The 18,060-nt window shown below is 50.9% G+C and carries 16 protein-coding genes; 8 read left to right on the plus strand and 8 right to left on the minus strand.

Annotated features, from left to right (window positions below; genetic code table 11):
* The first annotated feature begins 65 nt into the window (after nt 1-65).
* A complete protein-coding gene (locus Undi14_RS02760; RefSeq protein WP_186896287.1) occupies nt 66-704 on the plus strand; it encodes a peroxiredoxin in 639 nt (212 codons plus the stop codon).
* Nucleotides 705-810: 106 nt separating this feature from the next.
* On the opposite strand, the gene Undi14_RS02765 is transcribed toward Undi14_RS02760, so the two are convergent.
* From Undi14_RS02765 to yihA, 6 genes are all read right to left on the minus strand, one after another.
* Entirely contained in the window at nt 811-1,347 is a 537-nt protein-coding gene (locus Undi14_RS02765) for a GNAT family N-acetyltransferase (protein WP_200177811.1), read from the minus strand.
* Between the two features lie 116 nt (nt 1,348-1,463).
* Nucleotides 1,464-2,906: an exodeoxyribonuclease I gene (gene sbcB, locus Undi14_RS02770; protein WP_200177812.1), complete on the minus strand. Its 1,443-nt coding sequence runs from the start codon at nt 2,904-2,906 to the stop codon at nt 1,464-1,466.
* A gap of 138 nt (nt 2,907-3,044) precedes the next feature.
* Entirely contained in the window at nt 3,045-4,139 is a 1,095-nt protein-coding gene (locus Undi14_RS02775; protein WP_200177813.1) for a magnesium transporter CorA family protein, read from the minus strand.
* Nucleotides 4,120-5,376 carry a sterol desaturase family protein gene (locus Undi14_RS02780; protein ID WP_200177814.1) on the minus strand — a complete coding sequence of 419 codons (1,257 nt, stop codon included), beginning with the start codon at nt 5,374-5,376 and terminating at the stop codon, nt 4,120-4,122. The genes Undi14_RS02775 and Undi14_RS02780 overlap by 20 nt, the downstream gene beginning before the upstream one ends.
* A gap of 154 nt (nt 5,377-5,530) precedes the next feature.
* On the minus strand, nt 5,531-6,541 hold the full coding sequence (gene hemB / locus Undi14_RS02785; RefSeq protein ID WP_200177815.1) for a porphobilinogen synthase: 1,011 nt from the start codon (nt 6,539-6,541) through the stop codon (nt 5,531-5,533).
* Nucleotides 6,542-6,714: 173 nt separating this feature from the next.
* Nucleotides 6,715-7,422 carry a ribosome biogenesis GTP-binding protein YihA/YsxC gene (yihA, locus tag Undi14_RS02790; protein WP_200177816.1) on the minus strand — a complete coding sequence of 236 codons (708 nt, stop codon included), beginning with the start codon at nt 7,420-7,422 and terminating at the stop codon, nt 6,715-6,717.
* A 211-nt stretch (nt 7,423-7,633) separates the two neighbouring features.
* Between yihA and Undi14_RS02795 the strand changes: the two genes are divergently transcribed.
* The 5 genes from Undi14_RS02795 (at nt 7,634) to Undi14_RS02815 (ending at nt 13,489) form a co-directional block, all read left to right on the plus strand.
* On the plus strand, nt 7,634-8,299 hold the full coding sequence (locus tag Undi14_RS02795; protein WP_186884654.1) for a cytochrome c: 666 nt from the start codon (nt 7,634-7,636) through the stop codon (nt 8,297-8,299).
* Nucleotides 8,300-8,379: 80 nt separating this feature from the next.
* The gene (locus Undi14_RS02800) at nt 8,380-10,536 is read left to right on the plus strand and encodes a cytochrome c biogenesis protein ResB (protein WP_200177817.1); all 2,157 of its coding nucleotides are present in this window, start codon (nt 8,380-8,382) and stop codon (nt 10,534-10,536) included.
* Between the two features lie 78 nt (nt 10,537-10,614).
* Nucleotides 10,615-11,763, plus strand: a complete 1,149-nt coding sequence (gene ccsB, locus Undi14_RS02805) for a c-type cytochrome biogenesis protein CcsB (RefSeq protein ID WP_370589868.1) — start codon at nt 10,615-10,617, stop codon at nt 11,761-11,763.
* Between the two features lie 117 nt (nt 11,764-11,880).
* Complete coding sequence (msrP, locus tag Undi14_RS02810) at nt 11,881-12,861, plus strand: protein-methionine-sulfoxide reductase catalytic subunit MsrP (protein WP_200177819.1); 981 nt, start codon at nt 11,881-11,883, stop codon at nt 12,859-12,861.
* Nucleotides 12,862-12,868: 7 nt separating this feature from the next.
* A complete protein-coding gene (locus Undi14_RS02815) occupies nt 12,869-13,489 on the plus strand; it encodes a sulfite oxidase heme-binding subunit YedZ (RefSeq protein ID WP_370589869.1) in 621 nt (206 codons plus the stop codon).
* 18 nt (nt 13,490-13,507) lie between these two features.
* Here the strand turns inward: Undi14_RS02815 and Undi14_RS02820 are convergent, their stop codons facing one another.
* Nucleotides 13,508-14,242, minus strand: coding sequence for a transporter (locus tag Undi14_RS02820; protein WP_200177821.1), 735 nt, complete (start codon nt 14,240-14,242; stop codon nt 13,508-13,510).
* 90 nt (nt 14,243-14,332) lie between these two features.
* On the opposite strand from Undi14_RS02820, the gene Undi14_RS02825 reads away from it, so the two are divergent.
* Together Undi14_RS02825 and cyaY are read left to right on the plus strand one after the other, a co-directional pair.
* The gene (locus tag Undi14_RS02825; RefSeq protein WP_234030372.1) at nt 14,333-14,926 is read left to right on the plus strand and encodes a 1-acyl-sn-glycerol-3-phosphate acyltransferase; all 594 of its coding nucleotides are present in this window, start codon (nt 14,333-14,335) and stop codon (nt 14,924-14,926) included.
* A 248-nt stretch (nt 14,927-15,174) separates the two neighbouring features.
* On the plus strand, nt 15,175-15,486 hold the full coding sequence (gene cyaY / locus Undi14_RS02830; protein ID WP_200177823.1) for an iron donor protein CyaY: 312 nt from the start codon (nt 15,175-15,177) through the stop codon (nt 15,484-15,486).
* A gap of 20 nt (nt 15,487-15,506) precedes the next feature.
* Here the strand turns inward: cyaY and Undi14_RS02835 are convergent, their stop codons facing one another.
* Nucleotides 15,507-17,825, minus strand: coding sequence for a penicillin-binding protein 1A (locus tag Undi14_RS02835; RefSeq protein WP_200177824.1), 2,319 nt, complete (start codon nt 17,823-17,825; stop codon nt 15,507-15,509).
* Nucleotides 17,826-18,060: the final 235 nt, after the last annotated feature.

An 18,060-nucleotide genomic window follows, 5' to 3' on the forward strand; every position in this document is an offset into this window, starting at 1 on the left:
TCTCTGTTCTTGAGAAGTTGAGAGAGGCGACTTATAGTCAGGCTCTACATTTTTGGGAGAGTAAGATGACTTTACGTTTAGGCGATATTGCACCGGATTTCGAGCAGGATTCCTCCATAGGAAAACTGAAATTCCACGAATGGGCTGGTAATTCCTGGGTGGTACTATTTTCCCATCCGGCGGATTTCACACCGGTCTGCACCACAGAACTCGGCCTGACAGCGAAGCTGAAACCGGAGTTTGACAAGCGCAATGTCAAAGCGATTGCCTTGTCGGTTGACGGCGCGGATTCACATCTGCAATGGATTAAAGACATAGAAGAAACGCAGCAGACCGTGGTTGGTTTCCCTATCATCGCTGATGCTGATCGCAAGGTTGCCGCCTTGTACGACATGATTCACCCGAATCAGTCAGAAACCGTCACCGTGCGCTCGCTGTTCATCATTGATCCGAATAAAAAAGTCCGCCTGATCATTACTTATCCGCTGACCACTGGCCGAAATTTTGATGAAGTGCTGCGTGTGATCGATGCCCTGCAACTGACCGATGGTTATACCGTGGCGACACCAGGCAACTGGCGCGATGGTGACGATGTGATTATTCCTTTGTCGATCAAAGATGAAGATGTGATCAAGCAGAAATACCCGAAAGGTTACAAAGCACCGAAGCCTTATCTGCGCATTACACCGCAGCCGAATAAATAAGCGCTGTCTGTTTGCTTTACCTGATTGCCCCGGTCTTTGTGCCGGGGCTTTTTATTGGTAGCGAGATGCATAATCCACTTCACCAGATGCAAGTTGTTTGCCGGCATCAGGTATTTTGCAAGGCTTCCCATTCGCTACGCAACAAAGCATACATCCTGACGTCGACAAAGCGTCCGCGGTTGTATGCTGCACCGCGTGCGACACCTTCAAATTGAAAGCCGTTCTTGACAGCGACTTTTTCAGAACCGGTATTGCCCGCTTCCATGTGAATTTCCAGGCGGTTCAGCAAGCTGGTTTCAAACAGGTAGCGCGTGAGCAGCGCCACCGCTTCGCTCATAATGCCTTTGCCGTGCAGAGCGGTAGAGAAAAGCGAGTAACCGATTTCGCGCGACTGAAAATACGGCACTGTTTTGAAATGGAACACTCTGCCCAGTATCTGTTCGTCGTCGCCGATGATCAGAAAGTATTCCATGTTTTCCTTAGAGCTATGTTGTTCCTCAAAGCGCTTTTCGAGCAGGCCAGGCAGCATCAGTTCGGTTGATAACCACGGACCGCGTGTATCCAGATTATTGAGCAAGTTAATGAGTTGCGGAATTTCCTCTTTCTTAGGATGGCGCAAATAAAAGCAGCTGCCTCGTATCATTGTGACTCCATAAAATTAATTTGAACATCTGCATCATCATGCGCCGCTTCGCAGGAAATGCCTTGAAGAAGCACATGAATACTCAGTCTCTGTTTATACCTGCTAGATAATTGTCTTCAACGCATAGGCGTGATGTGCTCAGCGTAATCATACAAAGCACCGAGTATCTCTTCGGCGCGTTCATCGGCGTCTTCCGATAACTGATCGATACGCTCAAAAAACTGTTCCACCGTCATTGCATTGCCCAGCCCTTCATGCAGGCGGGCGGCGCGGTGTTGTTCCCATGTTTCTGCTTCTTCCGCACTCAGGGTCGCGGGGAAATTTCTGGCGCGATAGCGGAACAGCAGCTCATCCAGTCGTGCATCTTGAAAATGGGTGGAGGCTTGTGCCAGTTGTTCTGCTGGCAGCGCCCGCAGCTCGTTCAATAAGCGGCGGTCAGCATTGCCGATGAAGCCGTTGTACAAATCCTCGTCAACATCATTATTCGCTGATAAGTCGTTCGCGGCAGAGCGGTCAAACACCGCTTCCCAGATCTGTGCCATGTCAGGCGCGTTGGCTGCGATGGCAGCGTGCGCCATCACGGCAGTCATATCGATGCCCCAATGCGCGGCGCGTTCGGCGGATAGTGTTTTCAGATTGCTGATGACTATCGGGGACTTATTGATGTGGATGGTTTTGATCGGCAGACGGGTCACACCTTCTGGTAACTCGCTGCTCTTGCTGAACATACGCAGCTGAATTTCTTCGCTGCTGAGCGAGAATAATTCAGCAGGATCGGCGCTCAGATCCCAGACGATGATTTCGTTTTTGTTGGTCGGATGCATCGCCAGCGGCCACATCACGCTGACGCATCCGCGCTCCGCCGGAATCATACCGGTAACGTGCAGAAACGGTTTTTGCACGGGCCAGCCTATCTCTTCCATGACGCGATCTTTTTTGCGCAGACTCAGGCAGAAATCAAACAGCCGCGGATTTTTTTCTTTCAGCAAACGCGCCATCGCAATCGTCGCGCGCACATCGGATAAGGCATCATGCGCGGCTTCGTGGCTGAGGCCGTTGGCGGCCGTCAGATGTTCGAGGCGAAAGCTGGCCTTGCCTTCTTCGTTGCGCGGCCACTGTATGCCGTCGGGGCGCAGCGCATACGCGGTACGCACGACATCGAGAATATCCCAGCGGCTGCAATTGTTTTGCCATTCGCGCGCATACGGGTCGATCAGATTGCGCCAGAACAAAAAACGGGTCACTTCATCATCGAAACGTATCGTGTTGTAGCCGACGCCGATGGTGCCCGCTTGCGCGAATGCGGCTTCGATTTGCCGTGCGAATTCGTGTTCCGGAACGCCGAGCTGCAGACAAGTTTGTGGCGTGATTCCGGTGATCAGGCAGGCTTGCGGGTCAGGCAGAAAATCTGGTGCGGGCTGGCAATACAGCATCAGTTCGTCGCCGATTTCATTGAGTTCTGCATCGGTGCGGATGGCGGCAAATTGCGCCGGGCGATCGCGGCGTGGCACGGCGCCGAAAGTTTCATAGTCGTGCCACAGATAGGTCAGTGCTTGCATGGAATCGTCAGGAATGGCTGCAAAAGTAAAAGAAATAAGTGCAAAAACAGGTGAAATATATTGGGGGGAGTATTTTTAAACGCCCAATGTTTATAAGGAGATTAAAGGCATTTAGCAACATACTCCGCCAAAAACGTGTTATCGACGGGAATTGCGCAGGCGATCTTCGAGGTAGCGCTGGCTGCGGAAATATATCAACAGCAGCACGACGATGAAGCCCATCGCACCCATCGTGATCCAGAAACCAGAGGCATTTTTGAGCAGCGGCATGACTTCAAAATTCATACCGAAAATCCCGGTAATCAGTGTCAGCGGCATGAACAAGGCCGTGATGACTGTCAGGGTGCGCATGATTTCGCTGGTGCGGTGCGCCATCGCAGAAAAGTGTATCTGCACCGCCGATTCCAGCGACGCTTCGAGGCGGCGCGCATGATTCAGTACGCGGCTGATGTGTTCCATCACATCAGTCGTGCGGACCAATAACAAATCTTTCGCACGGCTTTGCGCATCGTTGTTGCCGTCATGCGTGTCAACGATATGATCGCGCAATTCCTGCAATGCATCGCGTTGTTCTTCGCACAGATTATCGAGTTTGCGTAATTCCAGACGCGAATCGAGCAAGGCCATCCAATTATTGAATGGGCGGCGCGGATCCAGCAGCGCGTGCTGCCAGCGATCGAGTTGCTGCGTCAGTGGCTGGCGCAATTCCAGATACTGATCGACCATCGCATTGAGTAAGCGCAGCATCAGATCTTCGGGCGACGCTGGTAAGCGGCCATGACTGCTGCCATCGGCTTTGGCCTTGTAATTCAACAAGCGGGCGCGGGCATTGTCGATGGTTTTGCTATTCGCGGCGCGGACGGTAACCAGTGCATGACCGAATAAAAAAAACGATACCGGAACGGTTAGCAATTTATTCAGCGCTGCCGGAATTTTGCGTTTTTCTGTGGTGTCGGTTGCGACTGCTTCACCGTTCAACGCGAGCTTGCGGAAGACCACCATTTCGTAATCATGGGTGTTATCGAAATATGAAGGATGGCTCAGATTGACGGCATCGCTTAAATGCAGATCGTAAATATGAATGCCGGTAATGCGTTCGACTTCCGCCCGCCATGCTTCAGGATTGTTGCTGACTTCATCGTGGGTTGCATCCAGCCACAGAAAGCCTTGCGGCGTGATGGCGGAATCCGGATTGAGTAATACCTGATTGTCGTTAATATGAAAGATATCCATGCGGTTTCGTTTTAAAAATCAGTAAGAGCGCCAGTAAACAAGCCGCGCAAGCCGCACAGGCAGCAATGATGCAGGCTTGCGCCGTGCCGGTCAGTGTTGTGATACCAAACCAGCTTGACGTCGTCAGTACCATCGCAGCACAGATCGCGATTCTGATTGCTTCCAGCAACACGAAAAATTTTTGCTGTTGCATCAGACCGCCGATGATCCAGAAACCCGCCAGCAGCCATAGCGCATAGAGCACCAGCGAAACACTGCCAGCGGTATTTGCGCTGAGTAAAAAATGCGTCGTGATGTTCAGTCCCAGCGCGAACTGCGCGAGACAGTACCACATCAGTGCACCACGCAATGGCGGATTATATTCTGGCCGTTGCAGATCGAATGTAGCAGGCGCAGAGCGTGCCGCCAGATCGGCAGGTTGCCATCCTGGCGGCATCAGCCAGATTTTGAATTTATCCGTCCAGCGCCGGGTGCTCAGAGCGTCTTTCAGCACGGCGGCATACACTTCCGCATTGGCCCAGATTGGATTCCAGCTACGCAAGGGTTTGCGCGTGCCAAACACGACAGGATGGGCATCCTGCTCTTCGATGAAAGTGCCGAACAGGCGATCCCAGAGTATCAGGATGCCGCCGAAATTTTTATCCAGATAGATGTCATTTACCGCATGATGAACACGATGATTCGACGGCGATGCAAACACGCGGTCAAACCAGCCCAGCTTACCGATTTGCTGCGTGTGTATCCAGAATTGATACAGCAAATCGATCAGTCCCACGGCGATGAAAACTTCTGCCGGGTAACCGAGCAATGCCATCGGTAAATAAAATATCCAGGCAAATAAATGACCGCTGCTGGTTTGCCGTAGCGCGGTACTCAGATTGTAATGTTCGCTTTGATGGTGAACGACATGGGCTGCCCACAACAGGTTCGTCATGTGCCCCATGCGATGCAGCCAGTAATATAAAAAATCGTACAGCAATAAGCCTGTCAGCCAGACCCAGGGCTGATCTGCAGGCAGAGTCGTGATGGCAAAGTGTTGTGCGACCCAGACGTAAATGCCGATCGATAATAACTTCAGAAAGACGTTAATAATCTGGCTCATGACGCCAAGGCTGAGGCTGTTGATCGCATCGTTGACGCGATATTTATGGCGCTGCCGACGCATGGCGACGTAGGCTTCAAGCGCGATCAGCAGAAAAAATATCGGGCTGGCAAAAGTGATGACTTTTTCTTGCATGCGCTTCACCGTCAAAAGAGAAAGGAAGCAGTGATGCTACACGGCTACAGACATCTTGGGAATGCCTGTAGCCGTGACGCAGAATGCTGTCGCGCAGCATCGCTGGCGGCAGTTATCTGCGCAGGTAGAACACCGGCGCAGCCAGTGCGGTGGTTTAAGCGTGTCGCAGCAAGCGTGCGATATCGCGGGCAAAATAGGTCAGTACCCCATCGGCACCAGCCCGTTTGAATGCCATCATGGATTCCATCATGGTTTTGTTGTGATCGAGCCAGCCGTTTTGCGCCGCCGCTTTTATCATCGCGTATTCGCCGCTGACCTGATAAGCGAAGGTTGGCACCCTGAATTCATCCTTGACGCGACGCACAATATCAAGATATGGCATGCCGGGTTTGACCATCACCATATCGGCGCCTTCGGCCAGATCAAGCGCCACTTCGCGCAAGGCTTCATTGCTGTTGGCCGGATCCATCTGGTAGGTTGCTTTATCGCTCTTGCCGAGATTGGTCGCTGAACCCACCGCATCACGGAAAGGACCGTAGAAAGCAGATGCATATTTAGCGGAATACGCCATGATGCGCGTGTGAATAAAATCGTTCGCTTCGAGTGCATGACGAATCGCACCGATGCGACCATCCATCATATCGCTGGGGGCAACAATATCAGCGCCGGCGCGGGCGTGGGTCAGCGCCTGACGCACCAGCATTTCTGTGGTTTCATCATTCAGCACATAGCCATTCGCATCGATCAAACCATCCTGACCGTGACTGGTGTAGGGGTCCAGTGCGACATCGGTAAGAATGCCGAGTTCAGGGAAGCGGCTTTTCAACTCGCGGATAGCGCGTGGCATCAGGCCGTCAGGGTTGGTCGCTTCGATACCGTCCGGGGTTTTTAAACTGGGATTAATGACCGGGAATAACGCCATCACTGGAATGCCGAGTGCGACGCAGTCTTCTGCAACGCCCAGCAGCAGATCAATGGAAACGCGTTCCACGCCTGGCATCGACGCCACTTTTTCGCATTGATTAACGCCATCCAGTATGAATACCGGATAAATCAGATCGGCAGAGGTAATGGTATTTTCGCGCATCATCGCGCGTGAAAAAACATCCTTACGCATGCGACGCATACGTACAGCGGGGAAAAGATTGGGTTTGTTTTGGGCCATGATGAATTAAAAAATATTTGTCAGGTAAATGAAACTTTTTGGGTTCAGCCACATCTTAACGCACAGGTTAGGAATCATGATCTCCAAGCCTACCGCTTCTCCTCCCTGAGCGGGCACCGTTCGTCCCTATTCGTATCGGTGTTATTTCGCCCCGGCCAAAGCCGGGGTTTTTTTTATTCGCTTTCTGTTGGAACTTCTGTCTCCATCTGTTCCGGCGGGCGATCCAGACCAAGTAAGCGCTGTATCGTTGCATCGGCTTCTTCTATGCCGGTGCGTTTCAAGGCTGAAAATAATTGCACGCTGTATGGAAACAAAGGACCTTCATCATCCGCGTAGCTGGTGAGTATGTCTTTGGCCTGGCGCAAAGCATTGGCAGATTCATTTTTGTTTAATTTATCTGCTTTGGTGAGTATGCAATGGATAGGCCGTCCACTTGGCGCAAACCATTCAAGCATCTGGATGTCCAGATCAGTAAACGGGCGGCGTGCATCCATAATCAGCACCAATGCCGCGAGCTGCGTTCGGCGTTGTATGTAGGAGCCGAGTAACTGGTTCCAGTGATTTTTCGCCGCGCCGGGCACTTCAGCGTAGCCATAGCCGGGTAAATCGACCAGCAGCGCACGGATCTCATCAACCCGGGTTTCATCTTTGCGATGCATCGCGACGTGGGCGCCGCCGATAGAAAAATAGTTGATATGTTGAGTGCGACCAGGAGTCTTTGATGCAAAACAAAGCTTTTTCTGGTTGCATAGGGTATTAATGGCAGTTGATTTGCCTGCATTGGAGCGACCGGCGAATGCGATTTCCGGTACATGGGTACGCGGCAGATCACGTAAGTGATTTACCGTAGTAAAGAAGCGGGCTTGCCAGAGGATAGACATAGAGGAAAGGAAAAATTGAAAAATGCAACAGTCAGCAGTAAAAACGCCTGAAAGCTATTGTACAATAAGGGGTTCGGTAACGGGCGGTAGCAGCATCGTACTGACCCCTTCTGGTTGTTTCCAGGGTTTGATTCAACTGAATTCAGATCAAGCCAGTAGCTACGTGTCGCCATCAGGGCAGATTTCTATTATTTAGTCTCAGGGTGTTTGAATGAACCGTGCTTTCTTACCATTTTTGAAGTCCATCAGCATCGCTATTCTGGCGTTGTCCTCGATTGCTTCCGCGTATGCCAACGAACCAGCCAAGGCTGTTAAAGCTGATCCGGCCAAAGGCGAGGCGCTGTTCACTAACGGCGACCCGGCGCGCGGCATCGTTGCCTGCGCATCCTGCCATGGTGCCGGCGGCAATTCCACGATCACCGTCAATCCTAAGTTGTCTGCACAGCACGACGCGTATATCGTGAAGCAGTTGCAGGATTTCACTGGCGCTGATCGTAACAATCCTGTCATGACGACTTTTGCAAAAGCTATGACGGCAGACGATATGAAAAACGTCGCTGCTTATCTGGCGAAGCAAAAATCTCAGCCAGGTGCCGCAAAAAATAAAGACATCGTTGAACTGGGCAAGCAAATCTATCGTGGCGGTATTGCTGAGAAAAATGTACCTGCCTGTGCGGGTTGCCACAGCCCTAACGGTGCAGGGATTCCAGCACAGTTCCCACGTATCGCTGGTCAGCATCAGGATTATACGATTGCTCAGTTGACCAATTTCCGCACTGGTGCACGTAAAAACAGCGCACAAATGGTGACCATCGCCAAAAAAATGTCGGACGATGAAATGAAGGCAGTTGCTGATTACGTAGCCGGTTTGAAATAACTGATTATTACAAGCTAAAGACAACAGGAGGGGGTGGCGCAAAGCCATCCCCTTTTTTTTCAGGTTTTTCTCGGAGCAGTATGGAAAACAAAACAGAAACCGGCATCGCGGATGATCCGGTGGCCGACACCGGCGGTATACAGATTGCGACCCGCAAGTTGTGGCTGGCCGACGCGATAGAGTTAATATCGTCTATGCGTTTTGCGATTAGTTTGCTGACGCTGATTTCGATTGCATCGGTGATCGGCACCGTGCTCAAGCAAAATGAGCCTATGCCGAATTACGTCAATCAGTTCGGGCCATTCTGGTTTGAGGTCTTCGGTAAATTCAGTTTGTATTCTGTGTATTCTGCCTGGTGGTTTCTGCTGATCATGGCGTTTCTGGTCTTGTCGACCAGTCTGTGCCTGATTCGCAATGCACCCAAAATGCTGAAAGACATGCGTAGCTGGCGCGACAACGTGCGCGAGCAATCATTGCGCAATTTTCGTCATAAAGCAGAATGGACGTCAACGCATCAGCGTTCGCAACTGCTGGCTGATATGACGCAACACCTTGCGCGTATTGGTTATAAATTCAAAGTCGTAGAAAAAGAAGGTGCAACCCTGATCGCTGCCAAACAAGGGGCGGGGAATAAATGGGGCTATATTTTTGCGCATGCCGCGATCGTGATTATCTGTATCGGCGGCATGCTCGACTCCGAATTGCCGATCCGCTTTCAGCAATGGTTTATGGGCAAAGTGCCGTTTGATGGTAACGGCATTATTGCCAACATCCCGCAGCAACATCGCTTGTCGCTGGCGAATCCCACTTTCCGTGGCAATACCATGATTCCTGAAGGTGCCAGCAGCAATACTGCAATTATTCCGCAGCAAACCGGTGTCCTTATTCAGGATTTGCCGTTCACGATTAAACTGAATAAATTCACGATCGATTTTTACAGCAGTGGCATGCCTAAGTTGTTTGCCAGCGATGTCGAGGTGACCGATCATGAAACTGGGAAAAAATTCAACTCCACGATTAAGGTGAATCAGCCTTTGATATACAAAGGCGTGGCGGTTTATCAATCGAGTTTTGAAGATGGCGGCAGTCGTTTGAAGTTAGCCGCATTTCCTATGTCTGGGGCATCGGCGACCAGTTTTGAAGTCGCAGGCGAAGTCGGCGGAAATACGCCGCTGAGCGGGCAGGGCGGCAATGCTTACACCATAGAATGGTCAGGGTTCCGCCCGTTCAACGTCGAAAATATGACACGGAATGGCGCTGACGTACGCGCGGTCAATACCGGTAAATCTTTTAACGAAAAATTCAGTGCCGATCTCGACAAACATCTTGGTTCTGCTGCGAAGAATGCGAACAACAAGGATTTGAAAAACGTCGGCCCCAGCGTACAGTACAAATTGCGCGACAAAACCGGGCAAGCGCGGGAGTTCCATAATTACATGCAGCCATTGCTGGTCGATGGCGATTATATGTTTCTTGCCGGTACCAGAGATAGTCCGGCAGATGCTTTCCGGTATTTACGTATTCCTGCCGATGATAATGACAGCGTGAATGAATGGATGCGTCTGCGCGCAGCTGTCGCCAATCCGGCTCTGCGTGAGGCTGCCGCACAGCGTTATGCAGCCAGAGCTTTGCCCGCCAAAATGAACAATGCGTCGCAGATGCAGACGCAACTGGCAGAGTCTGCAAAGAAAAGTCTGGGCATTTTTGCTGGCGATGGAAAACAAGCGGGTTTCGTGGCTATTTCGAAATTCTTAGAACAGATTCCCGCCGCAGATCAGGGCAAGGCGGCGGATGTATTCATGAAAATTCTGAATGGCAGCCTGTGGGATCTGTGGATGCTGGCGCGTGAGAAAGACGGGTTGCCTGCGCTGGAACTGACGGAGAAGCATGGACGTTTTCTGCAATTATCTATCGGTGCGATGTCAGATGCTTATTTCTATGGTGCACCGGTGTATCTGCAACTCAGAGGATTCGACGAGGTCAAAGCATCGGTATTGCAAGTCACGCGTTCACCGGGGAAAAATATCGTTTATCTCGGCTGCTTATTTTTAGTCATAGGCGTGTTTGCGATGTTTTACATCCGTGAGCGACGTTGTTGGATCTGGCTCAAAGACGACGGACACGGGACGAATACACTGATGGCCCTGAGTTCACAACGCAAAACCCTGGATTTTGAAAAAGAGTTCGGCGAACTGAAGGCGCAGTTGGGGCAGGTGATCAGTAACGGTCAGGCGTAAGAATGTAATCAGAACAAAGATGCAACGAATAGACTACACTGACGACCAGGATATTTTCCTATTCTGGTTCGGGGAGAAATGATGGAAATGACACAAAATTACATGCCCTATCAAGGCTTTTTTAAGCGCCTGGGTGTGCTCGACTGGCTGTATGCCGTTGCTCTGTGCATGGCGTCGCTGTTTGCATTGAACCGCTTCGGTGCTTACATGGATGTCTATGAAAAAGGCATTTTGTTGTTAGCTGCCCCGACATTTGCATGGTTGGGCTGGCATTGGAAGCCGGTGCGTCCGCTGATCGTACTGCTGGCCTTACTGAGTTTCTTTGCCATCCATTTGTACGCCGGTTCACTGGAAATGGCGAACCAGAAATTTTTCCTGAAATATCTGCTGTCCAGCCAGTCCGCGATTCTGTGGATGAGCACGCTGTTCTTTTTATCGACTTTATTTTACTGGGGCGGTTTGATTGCCCGTTCTGATTTCGGTGCCTCGGTCGGCTCTGTGCTGTGCTGGGCGGCGGTCGTGATGGGCTTTACCGGTATGCTGGTGCGCTGGTATGAGTCGTATCTGGTTGGTGCCGACATCGGTCACATTCCGGTCTCAAATCTGTATGAAGTCTTTATTCTGTTTTCGCTGATTACGGCATTGTTTTATCTGTATTACGAACAGGAATACAAAACCCGGCAATTAGGGGCATTTGTGTTGCTCGTGATTTCTGCTGCGGTTGGATTTTTGCTGTGGTACACAGTCACTCGCGATGCCGCAGAAATTCAACCGCTGGTGCCTGCATTACAAAGCTGGTGGATGAAAATTCACGTACCTGCAAACTTTATCGGTTACGGCACGTTTGCGCTGGCGGCGATGGTGGCAATGGCGTATCTGTTGAAATCGAAAGGCTATCTGGTGGATCGTCTGCCTGCGCTGGAGGTGTTGGATGACGTGATGTACAAAGCAATTGCCGTTGGTTTTGCCTTCTTCACGATCGCGACGATACTCGGTGCGTTGTGGGCGGCCGAAGCCTGGGGCGGTTACTGGTCGTGGGATCCGAAAGAAACCTGGGCGCTGATCGTCTGGCTGAATTATGCTGCGTGGCTGCACATGCGTTTGATGAAGGGCTTGCGAGGTCAGGTTGCGGCCTGGTGGGCCTTGATGGGCTTGCTGGTGACGACGTTTGCATTCCTTGGCGTGAATATGTTCTTGTCCGGCCTGCATTCCTACGGCACGCTGTAATCAGTTAAATTTTCCTCTCTCAGCAGACTTTTGCGACTCGTGAGAAACTAAGCGGCAAAACAGGGTGAGTGTTTCATTCATTCTGTTTTGTCTGGCGTTTCAACTTTGGAGTCTGTCATGCTGATCAAATCCCATTCCAGTGGCAACCATTTGCCACTTTCATCCGAAATTACGCCAAAAGAGGTGTTTGAATCACGCCGCGATTTCATACGCCAACTGGCAGTCGGAACGATTGCCAGCGGTAGCTTGCTCGAAATGGCGAGTCGGGAAGCGTTTGCGCAAACACCGGCGGCACAGAAATTGGCGGCGAGTCTTAATCCGGCATACGCGCTGTTAGAGAAAAAGACCGCTTACAAAGACGCCACGACCTACAATAATTTCTATGAATTCGGCACCGATAAAGCCGATCCGGCCGTGATGGCTGGCAGTTTGAAAACGCGCCCGTGGACCGTGGTGATCGAAGGCGAAGTCAAAAAGCCTGTGACGCTGGACCTCGATAGTTTGCTCAGGCTTGCACCGCTGGAAGAACGCATTTATCGTCTGCGTTGCGTCGAAGGCTGGTCTATGGTGATTCCGTGGATAGGCTATTCTTTATCGCATCTGCTGAAAAAAGTTGAGCCGACGGGCAACGCCAAATACGTAGAATTCATTACGCTCGACGATAAGAAACAGATGCCGGGTTTGCGCAGCCCTGTTCTTGACTGGCCGTATGTCGAAGGTCTGCGGATGGATGAAGCGATGCATCCGCTGGCGCTGCTGACATTCGGCATGTACGGTGAAATTTTACCAAATCAGAATGGCGCACCGGTACGCATGTCTGTCCCTTGGAAATACGGTTTTAAGTCGGCAAAGTCTATCGTTAAAATCCGTTTGACCAAAGAGCAGCCGCGTACAGCGTGGAATCAATCGGCACCAAACGAGTACGGTTTTTATTCGAATGTGAACCCGCTGGTTGATCATCCGCGTTGGTCGCAGGCAACCGAACGGCGCATCGGTGAAGATGGCTTATTCACGCGCAAGCGTAAGACCCTGATGTTTAATGGCTATCCTGAAGTTGCTTCGTTGTATGCGGGCATGGATCTGAAAAAATTCTTTTGATATGGCGATGTCTCAGCGACAGATGGCGGTGATCAAAACCGTCGTCTTTATTCTTTGTTTGTTGCCCTTGGCGAGGCTTGTAGGCTTCGCCACTCTGGATCAACTGGGTGCCAATCCTCTGGAATTTATTACCCGCAACACTGGCGACTGGACGTTGTATTTTTTATGCATCACCCTCGCAGTGACGCCCGTGCGCAAAATTTCTGGCTGGAGTTGGTTACTGCGCTTGCGGCGTATGCTGGGCTTGTATGCGTTTTTTTACGCCAGTCTGCATTTTCTGACCTTCCTTTGGTTCGATCACTTTTTTGATCTGGCGGAAATGTGGGCTGACGTTTTGAAACGTCCATTCATCACGGTTGGGTTTCTCGGCTTTGCCGGATTGTTACCGCTGGCGCTGACCAGCACGAACGGCATGATCAAGCGCCTCGGCGGCAAGCGCTGGCAACTTTTGCATCGCCTGATTTATCTGATTGTGCCTGCCGGTCTCTTGCATTATTACTGGATGAAAGCCGGTAAGCATGATTTGTCGCAGCCGCTGATGTTTGCTGTACTGGTCGGCGTGCTGTTGTTGATGCGCGTGTGGTGGCGCTGGTCTGCCAGTCGCAGCGAGCTGGCGCAGGGACGCTGAAAACGCCAGACAAATCGCTTAAAAACGCCAGGCCATACCGATGCCGATTTGCCGTTCTGTAGAAAACGTTTTCTTCTGATATTTGAAACCGATATCCAGATCGAGATTGCTCGCGGGCGAATAAATGACGCCAGCGACCAGATAAGGTTGCCAGTAACCATCATTTTTTTGATCGGCTTGCGCTATGCCCGTATCAGCGAGCAACTGTGTCTGCGGCGTGATCGCACGCAATACCGCGACCGATGTGCGCCATAGTTGATCGCGTTGCTGTGCATCTGCCAGCGCCTGTCTGTGCTGACGTAAGTTCAGGCTGAGATTGCTGTGTATCACCCACGGCCCGGCGTTTTCCGTACGGACTAACGTCAGAGCCAGATCGTAGCGGTCACTGCCGAATGTCTTCGCGCCGGTCGGGAAAAAGACTTCGGTTTTCCAGGCCCAGTTGGCATTTTCTTGCGACGAAAACAGGTATTTGCTGCCGACGGATAAGTCGCCGAGCGCGCCGGGTGACGACCAGCGTATCGGGCTGGAAAAGAATAAATCGAGCTGATCGCTGGCGCCGTAGGTGTAAGTCAGATTGCCGATCTGACTGTGTGCTCTCGATGTTGACCAGTGATCACTATTAAATTCAATTTGCTGTTTGCCAGTGGTTTGCAGATTGGCGTCTTCTGTCACCAGCGGATGGGCTGCATGTGCTGCGTTCTGTGTCATCAGTGCGCAGGCGATGAGCAGCATGGTTTTACGTAATTTTTGCATCTCTATTTTTTCCACGGCATAATGCTCGGCACAATTTTCAGCACATCGTACCGTTGAATTATGACAAGCTATCTACTTAAAAAGGACCAGATGCAAACGCTGACGCAGCGCGTGGCGTTGCGACTGTTAAGTTGCATCGGATGGAAGGTGCATTTCCGTCCCTTGCCCGGTCCCCGGGGCATCATCATCGTTTATCCGCATACGTCAAACTGGGATTTTCCGATTGGTGTTCTGGCAAAACTGGCGATAGGTATGCCATTTTATTTTATTGCGAAGTCTTCTCTGTTCGAAGGCTTCACTGGCGCGACGATAGGCCGAATTATCCGCGCTTTGGGCGGCGAACCTGTGGAGCGCGGTGTCTCGACTGGTGCGATTTCCCGGTTGGCGGAAAAAGTAAATCAGTCTGACTGGTACTGGATGGTGATCGCACCTGAAGGCACCCGTAGTCGTAAACCTTACTGGCGCAGCGGGTTTTATCACATCACTTGCGCTGCCAGGGTTCCTTTGGGCTGTGCCTATTTTGATTTTCGTCGCAAAGAAGTCAGTCTGGTTGACTATCTTGAGTTAAGTGGCGACATCGATGGCGATCTGGCGAAGATACGCGGCATTTACAATGGCGTGCAGGGGTGTCGTCCGCAACTTGCCAGCCCGATACAGTTTCGCCCCGATAACGCTGAAAAATAGGGAGTATATGCCAAAAATGCCTAAATCTCTACGAATATAAAGGGGCTTAAAATATACTCCCCGGGAGTATTATTTTGCCGTAGAGAGCGTCTGGGCACTCGGTTTATTCGGTAAATACAATGGAGCTTTTGTCCGCAGGCGGAGAGCAGGCTGAGGAGTAACAGGGAAGAAATCAGGGTACGCATCTTGAATTGTCTGACACCGTATAAAATGGCGTTTTAAGTGTGAATCAATGCGAGGAGTGTAGCATGACTGAATCTGATTTCCTGACTCTGGCGGAATCTTGCCTGAACCAGGTGGAAGAGATGTTTGAAAAAGCGTTCGACAATGATGAGCTGGATGTTGAATGCAGCCGTACCGGGAATGTATTGACGATAGAGTTTGTGAACAACGGCTCAAAAATGATCGTCAACAGTCAGGCGCCGATGCAAGAGATGTGGCTGGCTGCGCGCGCCGGTGGTTACCACTATAAATACGATGGTCAGCAATGGCGCAACACGCGCGATGGCTCGGAATTATTTACGACCTTGTCCTCGTTGGCGCAAGAACAAGGTCGCTGAATTTACCGAATTTACTGAAGTTACTCTTTCGGTTCTTCAATCACCGGCGGTGTGCTCAGATCGCTGATCCCGGTTCCGGGCGGATTCTCTGCATAATAGAAATCGCCATTCACAGAGATGATGCCATTCGGAACCGGACGCTCTTCGATAGGAATATCTTTCAACGCTTTTTGCATAAAGCCTATCCAGATAGGTAAAGCCAGACCACCGCCTGTTTCACGATTGCCGAGATTTTTCGGCTGATCAAAACCTATCCATGCAATCCCCACGATCTTGGCCTGGTAACCAGCGAACCAGGCGTCGAAAGAGTCATTCGTTGTTCCCGTTTTACCTGCCAGATCCGGACGCTTCAGCACCATAGCTTTGGCGGCGGTGCCATAGCGCACCACGTCTTTCAACATGCTGTCGATCAGGAATGCATTGCGTTCATCGATAACGCGGTTACTTTCGTCGCCCGCTTTATCCGGTTTTGCGGTGACCAGCACGTTGCCGTTGCTGTCGGTAATTTTGCTGATCAGATACGGGTTAATTTTGTAGCCGCCATTCGCAAACACCGCGTATGCGCCTGCCATCTGCAACGGCGTCACTGCGCCAGCGCCGAGGGCGAGTGTCAGGTAAGGTGGATTTTTTTCCGGGAGAAAACCAAAGCGGCTGGTGTATTCCTGCCCATATTTCGCCCCTATCCGGTTAAGGATGCGAATCGAAATCATATTTTTCGATTTCGTCAGGCCCTTACGCATGGTCATCGGACCTTCGTATTTACCGTCATAGTTTTTTGGCTCCCATGCCTGACCGCCAGTCTGGCCTGCGTCAAAACTGATGGGTTCATCATTGATGATGGTGGCCGGAGATAAACCTTTTTCCAGCGAAGCGGAGTAAATAAACGGTTTGAAACTGGAGCCCGGCTGACGCCATGCCTGTGTCACATGGTTGAATTTATTCAGATCAAAATCAAAGCCACCGACCAGAGCTTTAATCGCGCCATCGGTGGTGCTAGCGGCCACGAACGCCGACTGCACTTCAGGCATCTGGGTGATCACCCAGTTTTTCCCTTCCTGCATCACACGAATGACAGCACCGCGCTGTATACGTTTGTTTGCCGGTGCTTTCGTTGACAACCCAGATGCGGCAAAGCTGATACCAGCTTCATCCATCCGAATTTCTTCACCGGAGGCTAGGATGGCGCGCACTGATTTTGGCGTGGCGTCGAGCACCATTGCCACCTGCAAGTCATCGCTATTCGAGTGCTCTGCGAGTGCTTTTTCAATCGCATCTTCCGCTGCTTCTTTTCCTTCAGGAATACTGATAATTGCTTCCGGGCCGCGATAGCCATGGCGTTTTTCGTACTCCATCACCCCGCGGCGCAACGATAAATAAGCTGCATCCTGATCTGGTTTAGTGATCGTTGTATAGACGTTCAATCCGCGCGTATAGGTATCTTCTTTAAACTGCTCATACACCAGTTGACGCGCCATTTCGGCGACATATTCTGCATGCACACCGAATTCGCTACTGTCTGTTTTTGTGACCAGTTCTTCGGCCTTGGCTTGTTCATACTGATCATTGGTGATGTAGCCAAGTTGTCGCATCCGTTGCAGGATATATTGCTGACGTGCTGTCGCCCGTTTCGGATTAACGACTGGGTTGTAAGCGGAAGGTGCCTTCGGCAAGCCGGCCAGCATCGCTGCTTCGGCAACCGTGAGGTCTTTCAGGTTTTTGCCAAAATAAATCTGCGCTGCCGACGAGAAGCCGTATGCGCGTTGCCCCAGATAAATCTGGTTCATGTAAATTTCGAGAATCTGATCTTTGCTCAGATTTTGTTCTATCTTCCAGGCGAGCAGGATCTCGTAAATTTTTCGTTTAAAGGTTTGCTCGCTCGATAAAAAGAAATTACGCGCGACTTGTTGCGTGATCGTTGAAGCACCTTGTTTGGCACCGCCAGTCAGATTGTGCAGGGCTGCACGTGTGATACCCAGATAATCAACACCGCCGTGTTCATAAAAGCGATCATCTTCGATCGCGAGAACCGCTTTTTTCATGATGTCAGGGATCTGATCGAAACGAACGACATTCCTTCGCTCTTCACCAAACTCGCCAATTAATACATTGTCAGCAGAAAAAATGCGCAGAGGCATTTTCGGTTTGTAGCTGGTGATTGAATCAAGTTCGGGCAAATTCGGATAGGCCATGGTTAAGGCAAAACCAATGACCAGTGCCAGGGCGACACCTAAACCCAATAGTGTGCCTAAGGTAACAATGACGATACGACTGGCGAGGCTGCGTTTTGCACCTGCCTTCTGGGTGTTCTTTTGAGAAAGTTCTTTTTCGTTATCCGTCATGTGTTTACTCAGTAACAATCGCGGCAGACATTATAACGGTTGTCACCTCGACAGCTGTTGAAACCTGATTCCTGGTTTGAGCCCGGACATGAAATTTGACCGAGCGTGGGGATTTGGCAACGGATTCTGAATATGCCCTTAGGAAAGTTCTTTACCAATACTGGCGATGTTGCTAGCATTTCACGTAGGCTTTTATAAGTGTCTCCTAAATAGCGGTTTTTAAAGAGATTTTTCG

The sequence above is a fragment of the Undibacterium sp. 14-3-2 genome (genome assembly GCF_016595265.1).
In the GTDB taxonomy this organism is placed as follows: domain Bacteria; phylum Pseudomonadota; class Gammaproteobacteria; order Burkholderiales; family Burkholderiaceae_D; genus Undibacterium; species Undibacterium aquatile.

Excerpts from the sequence above, each read along its gene's own strand:
- hemB (WP_200177815.1), bottom strand. The coding sequence starts at position 6,541 with ATGGCCCAAAACAAACCCAATCTTTTCCCCGCTGTACGTATGCGTCGC.
- Undi14_RS02800 (WP_200177817.1), top strand. The coding sequence starts at position 8,380 with ATGGAAAACAAAACAGAAACCGGCATCGCGGATGATCCGGTGGCCGAC.
- msrP (WP_200177819.1), top strand. The coding sequence starts at position 11,881 with ATGCTGATCAAATCCCATTCCAGTGGCAACCATTTGCCACTTTCATCC.
- Undi14_RS02835 (WP_200177824.1), bottom strand. The coding sequence starts at position 17,825 with ATGACGGATAACGAAAAAGAACTTTCTCAAAAGAACACCCAGAAGGCA.
- cyaY (WP_200177823.1), top strand. The coding sequence starts at position 15,175 with ATGACTGAATCTGATTTCCTGACTCTGGCGGAATCTTGCCTGAACCAG.
- yihA (WP_200177816.1), bottom strand. The coding sequence starts at position 7,422 with ATGTCTATCCTCTGGCAAGCCCGCTTCTTTACTACGGTAAATCACTTA.
- Undi14_RS02775 (WP_200177813.1), bottom strand. The coding sequence starts at position 4,139 with ATGGATATCTTTCATATTAACGACAATCAGGTATTACTCAATCCGGAT.
- Undi14_RS02815 (WP_370589869.1), top strand. The coding sequence starts at position 12,869 with ATGTCTCAGCGACAGATGGCGGTGATCAAAACCGTCGTCTTTATTCTT.
- Undi14_RS02825 (WP_234030372.1), top strand. The coding sequence starts at position 14,333 with ATGCAAACGCTGACGCAGCGCGTGGCGTTGCGACTGTTAAGTTGCATC.
- sbcB (WP_200177812.1), bottom strand. The coding sequence starts at position 2,906 with ATGCAAGCACTGACCTATCTGTGGCACGACTATGAAACTTTCGGCGCC.
- Undi14_RS02765 (WP_200177811.1), bottom strand. The coding sequence starts at position 1,347 with ATGATACGAGGCAGCTGCTTTTATTTGCGCCATCCTAAGAAAGAGGAA.
- Undi14_RS02760 (WP_186896287.1), top strand. The coding sequence starts at position 66 with ATGACTTTACGTTTAGGCGATATTGCACCGGATTTCGAGCAGGATTCC.
- ccsB (WP_370589868.1), top strand. The coding sequence starts at position 10,615 with ATGATGGAAATGACACAAAATTACATGCCCTATCAAGGCTTTTTTAAG.
- Undi14_RS02795 (WP_186884654.1), top strand. The coding sequence starts at position 7,634 with ATGAACCGTGCTTTCTTACCATTTTTGAAGTCCATCAGCATCGCTATT.
- Undi14_RS02780 (WP_200177814.1), bottom strand. The coding sequence starts at position 5,376 with ATGCAAGAAAAAGTCATCACTTTTGCCAGCCCGATATTTTTTCTGCTG.
- Undi14_RS02820 (WP_200177821.1), bottom strand. The coding sequence starts at position 14,242 with ATGCAAAAATTACGTAAAACCATGCTGCTCATCGCCTGCGCACTGATG.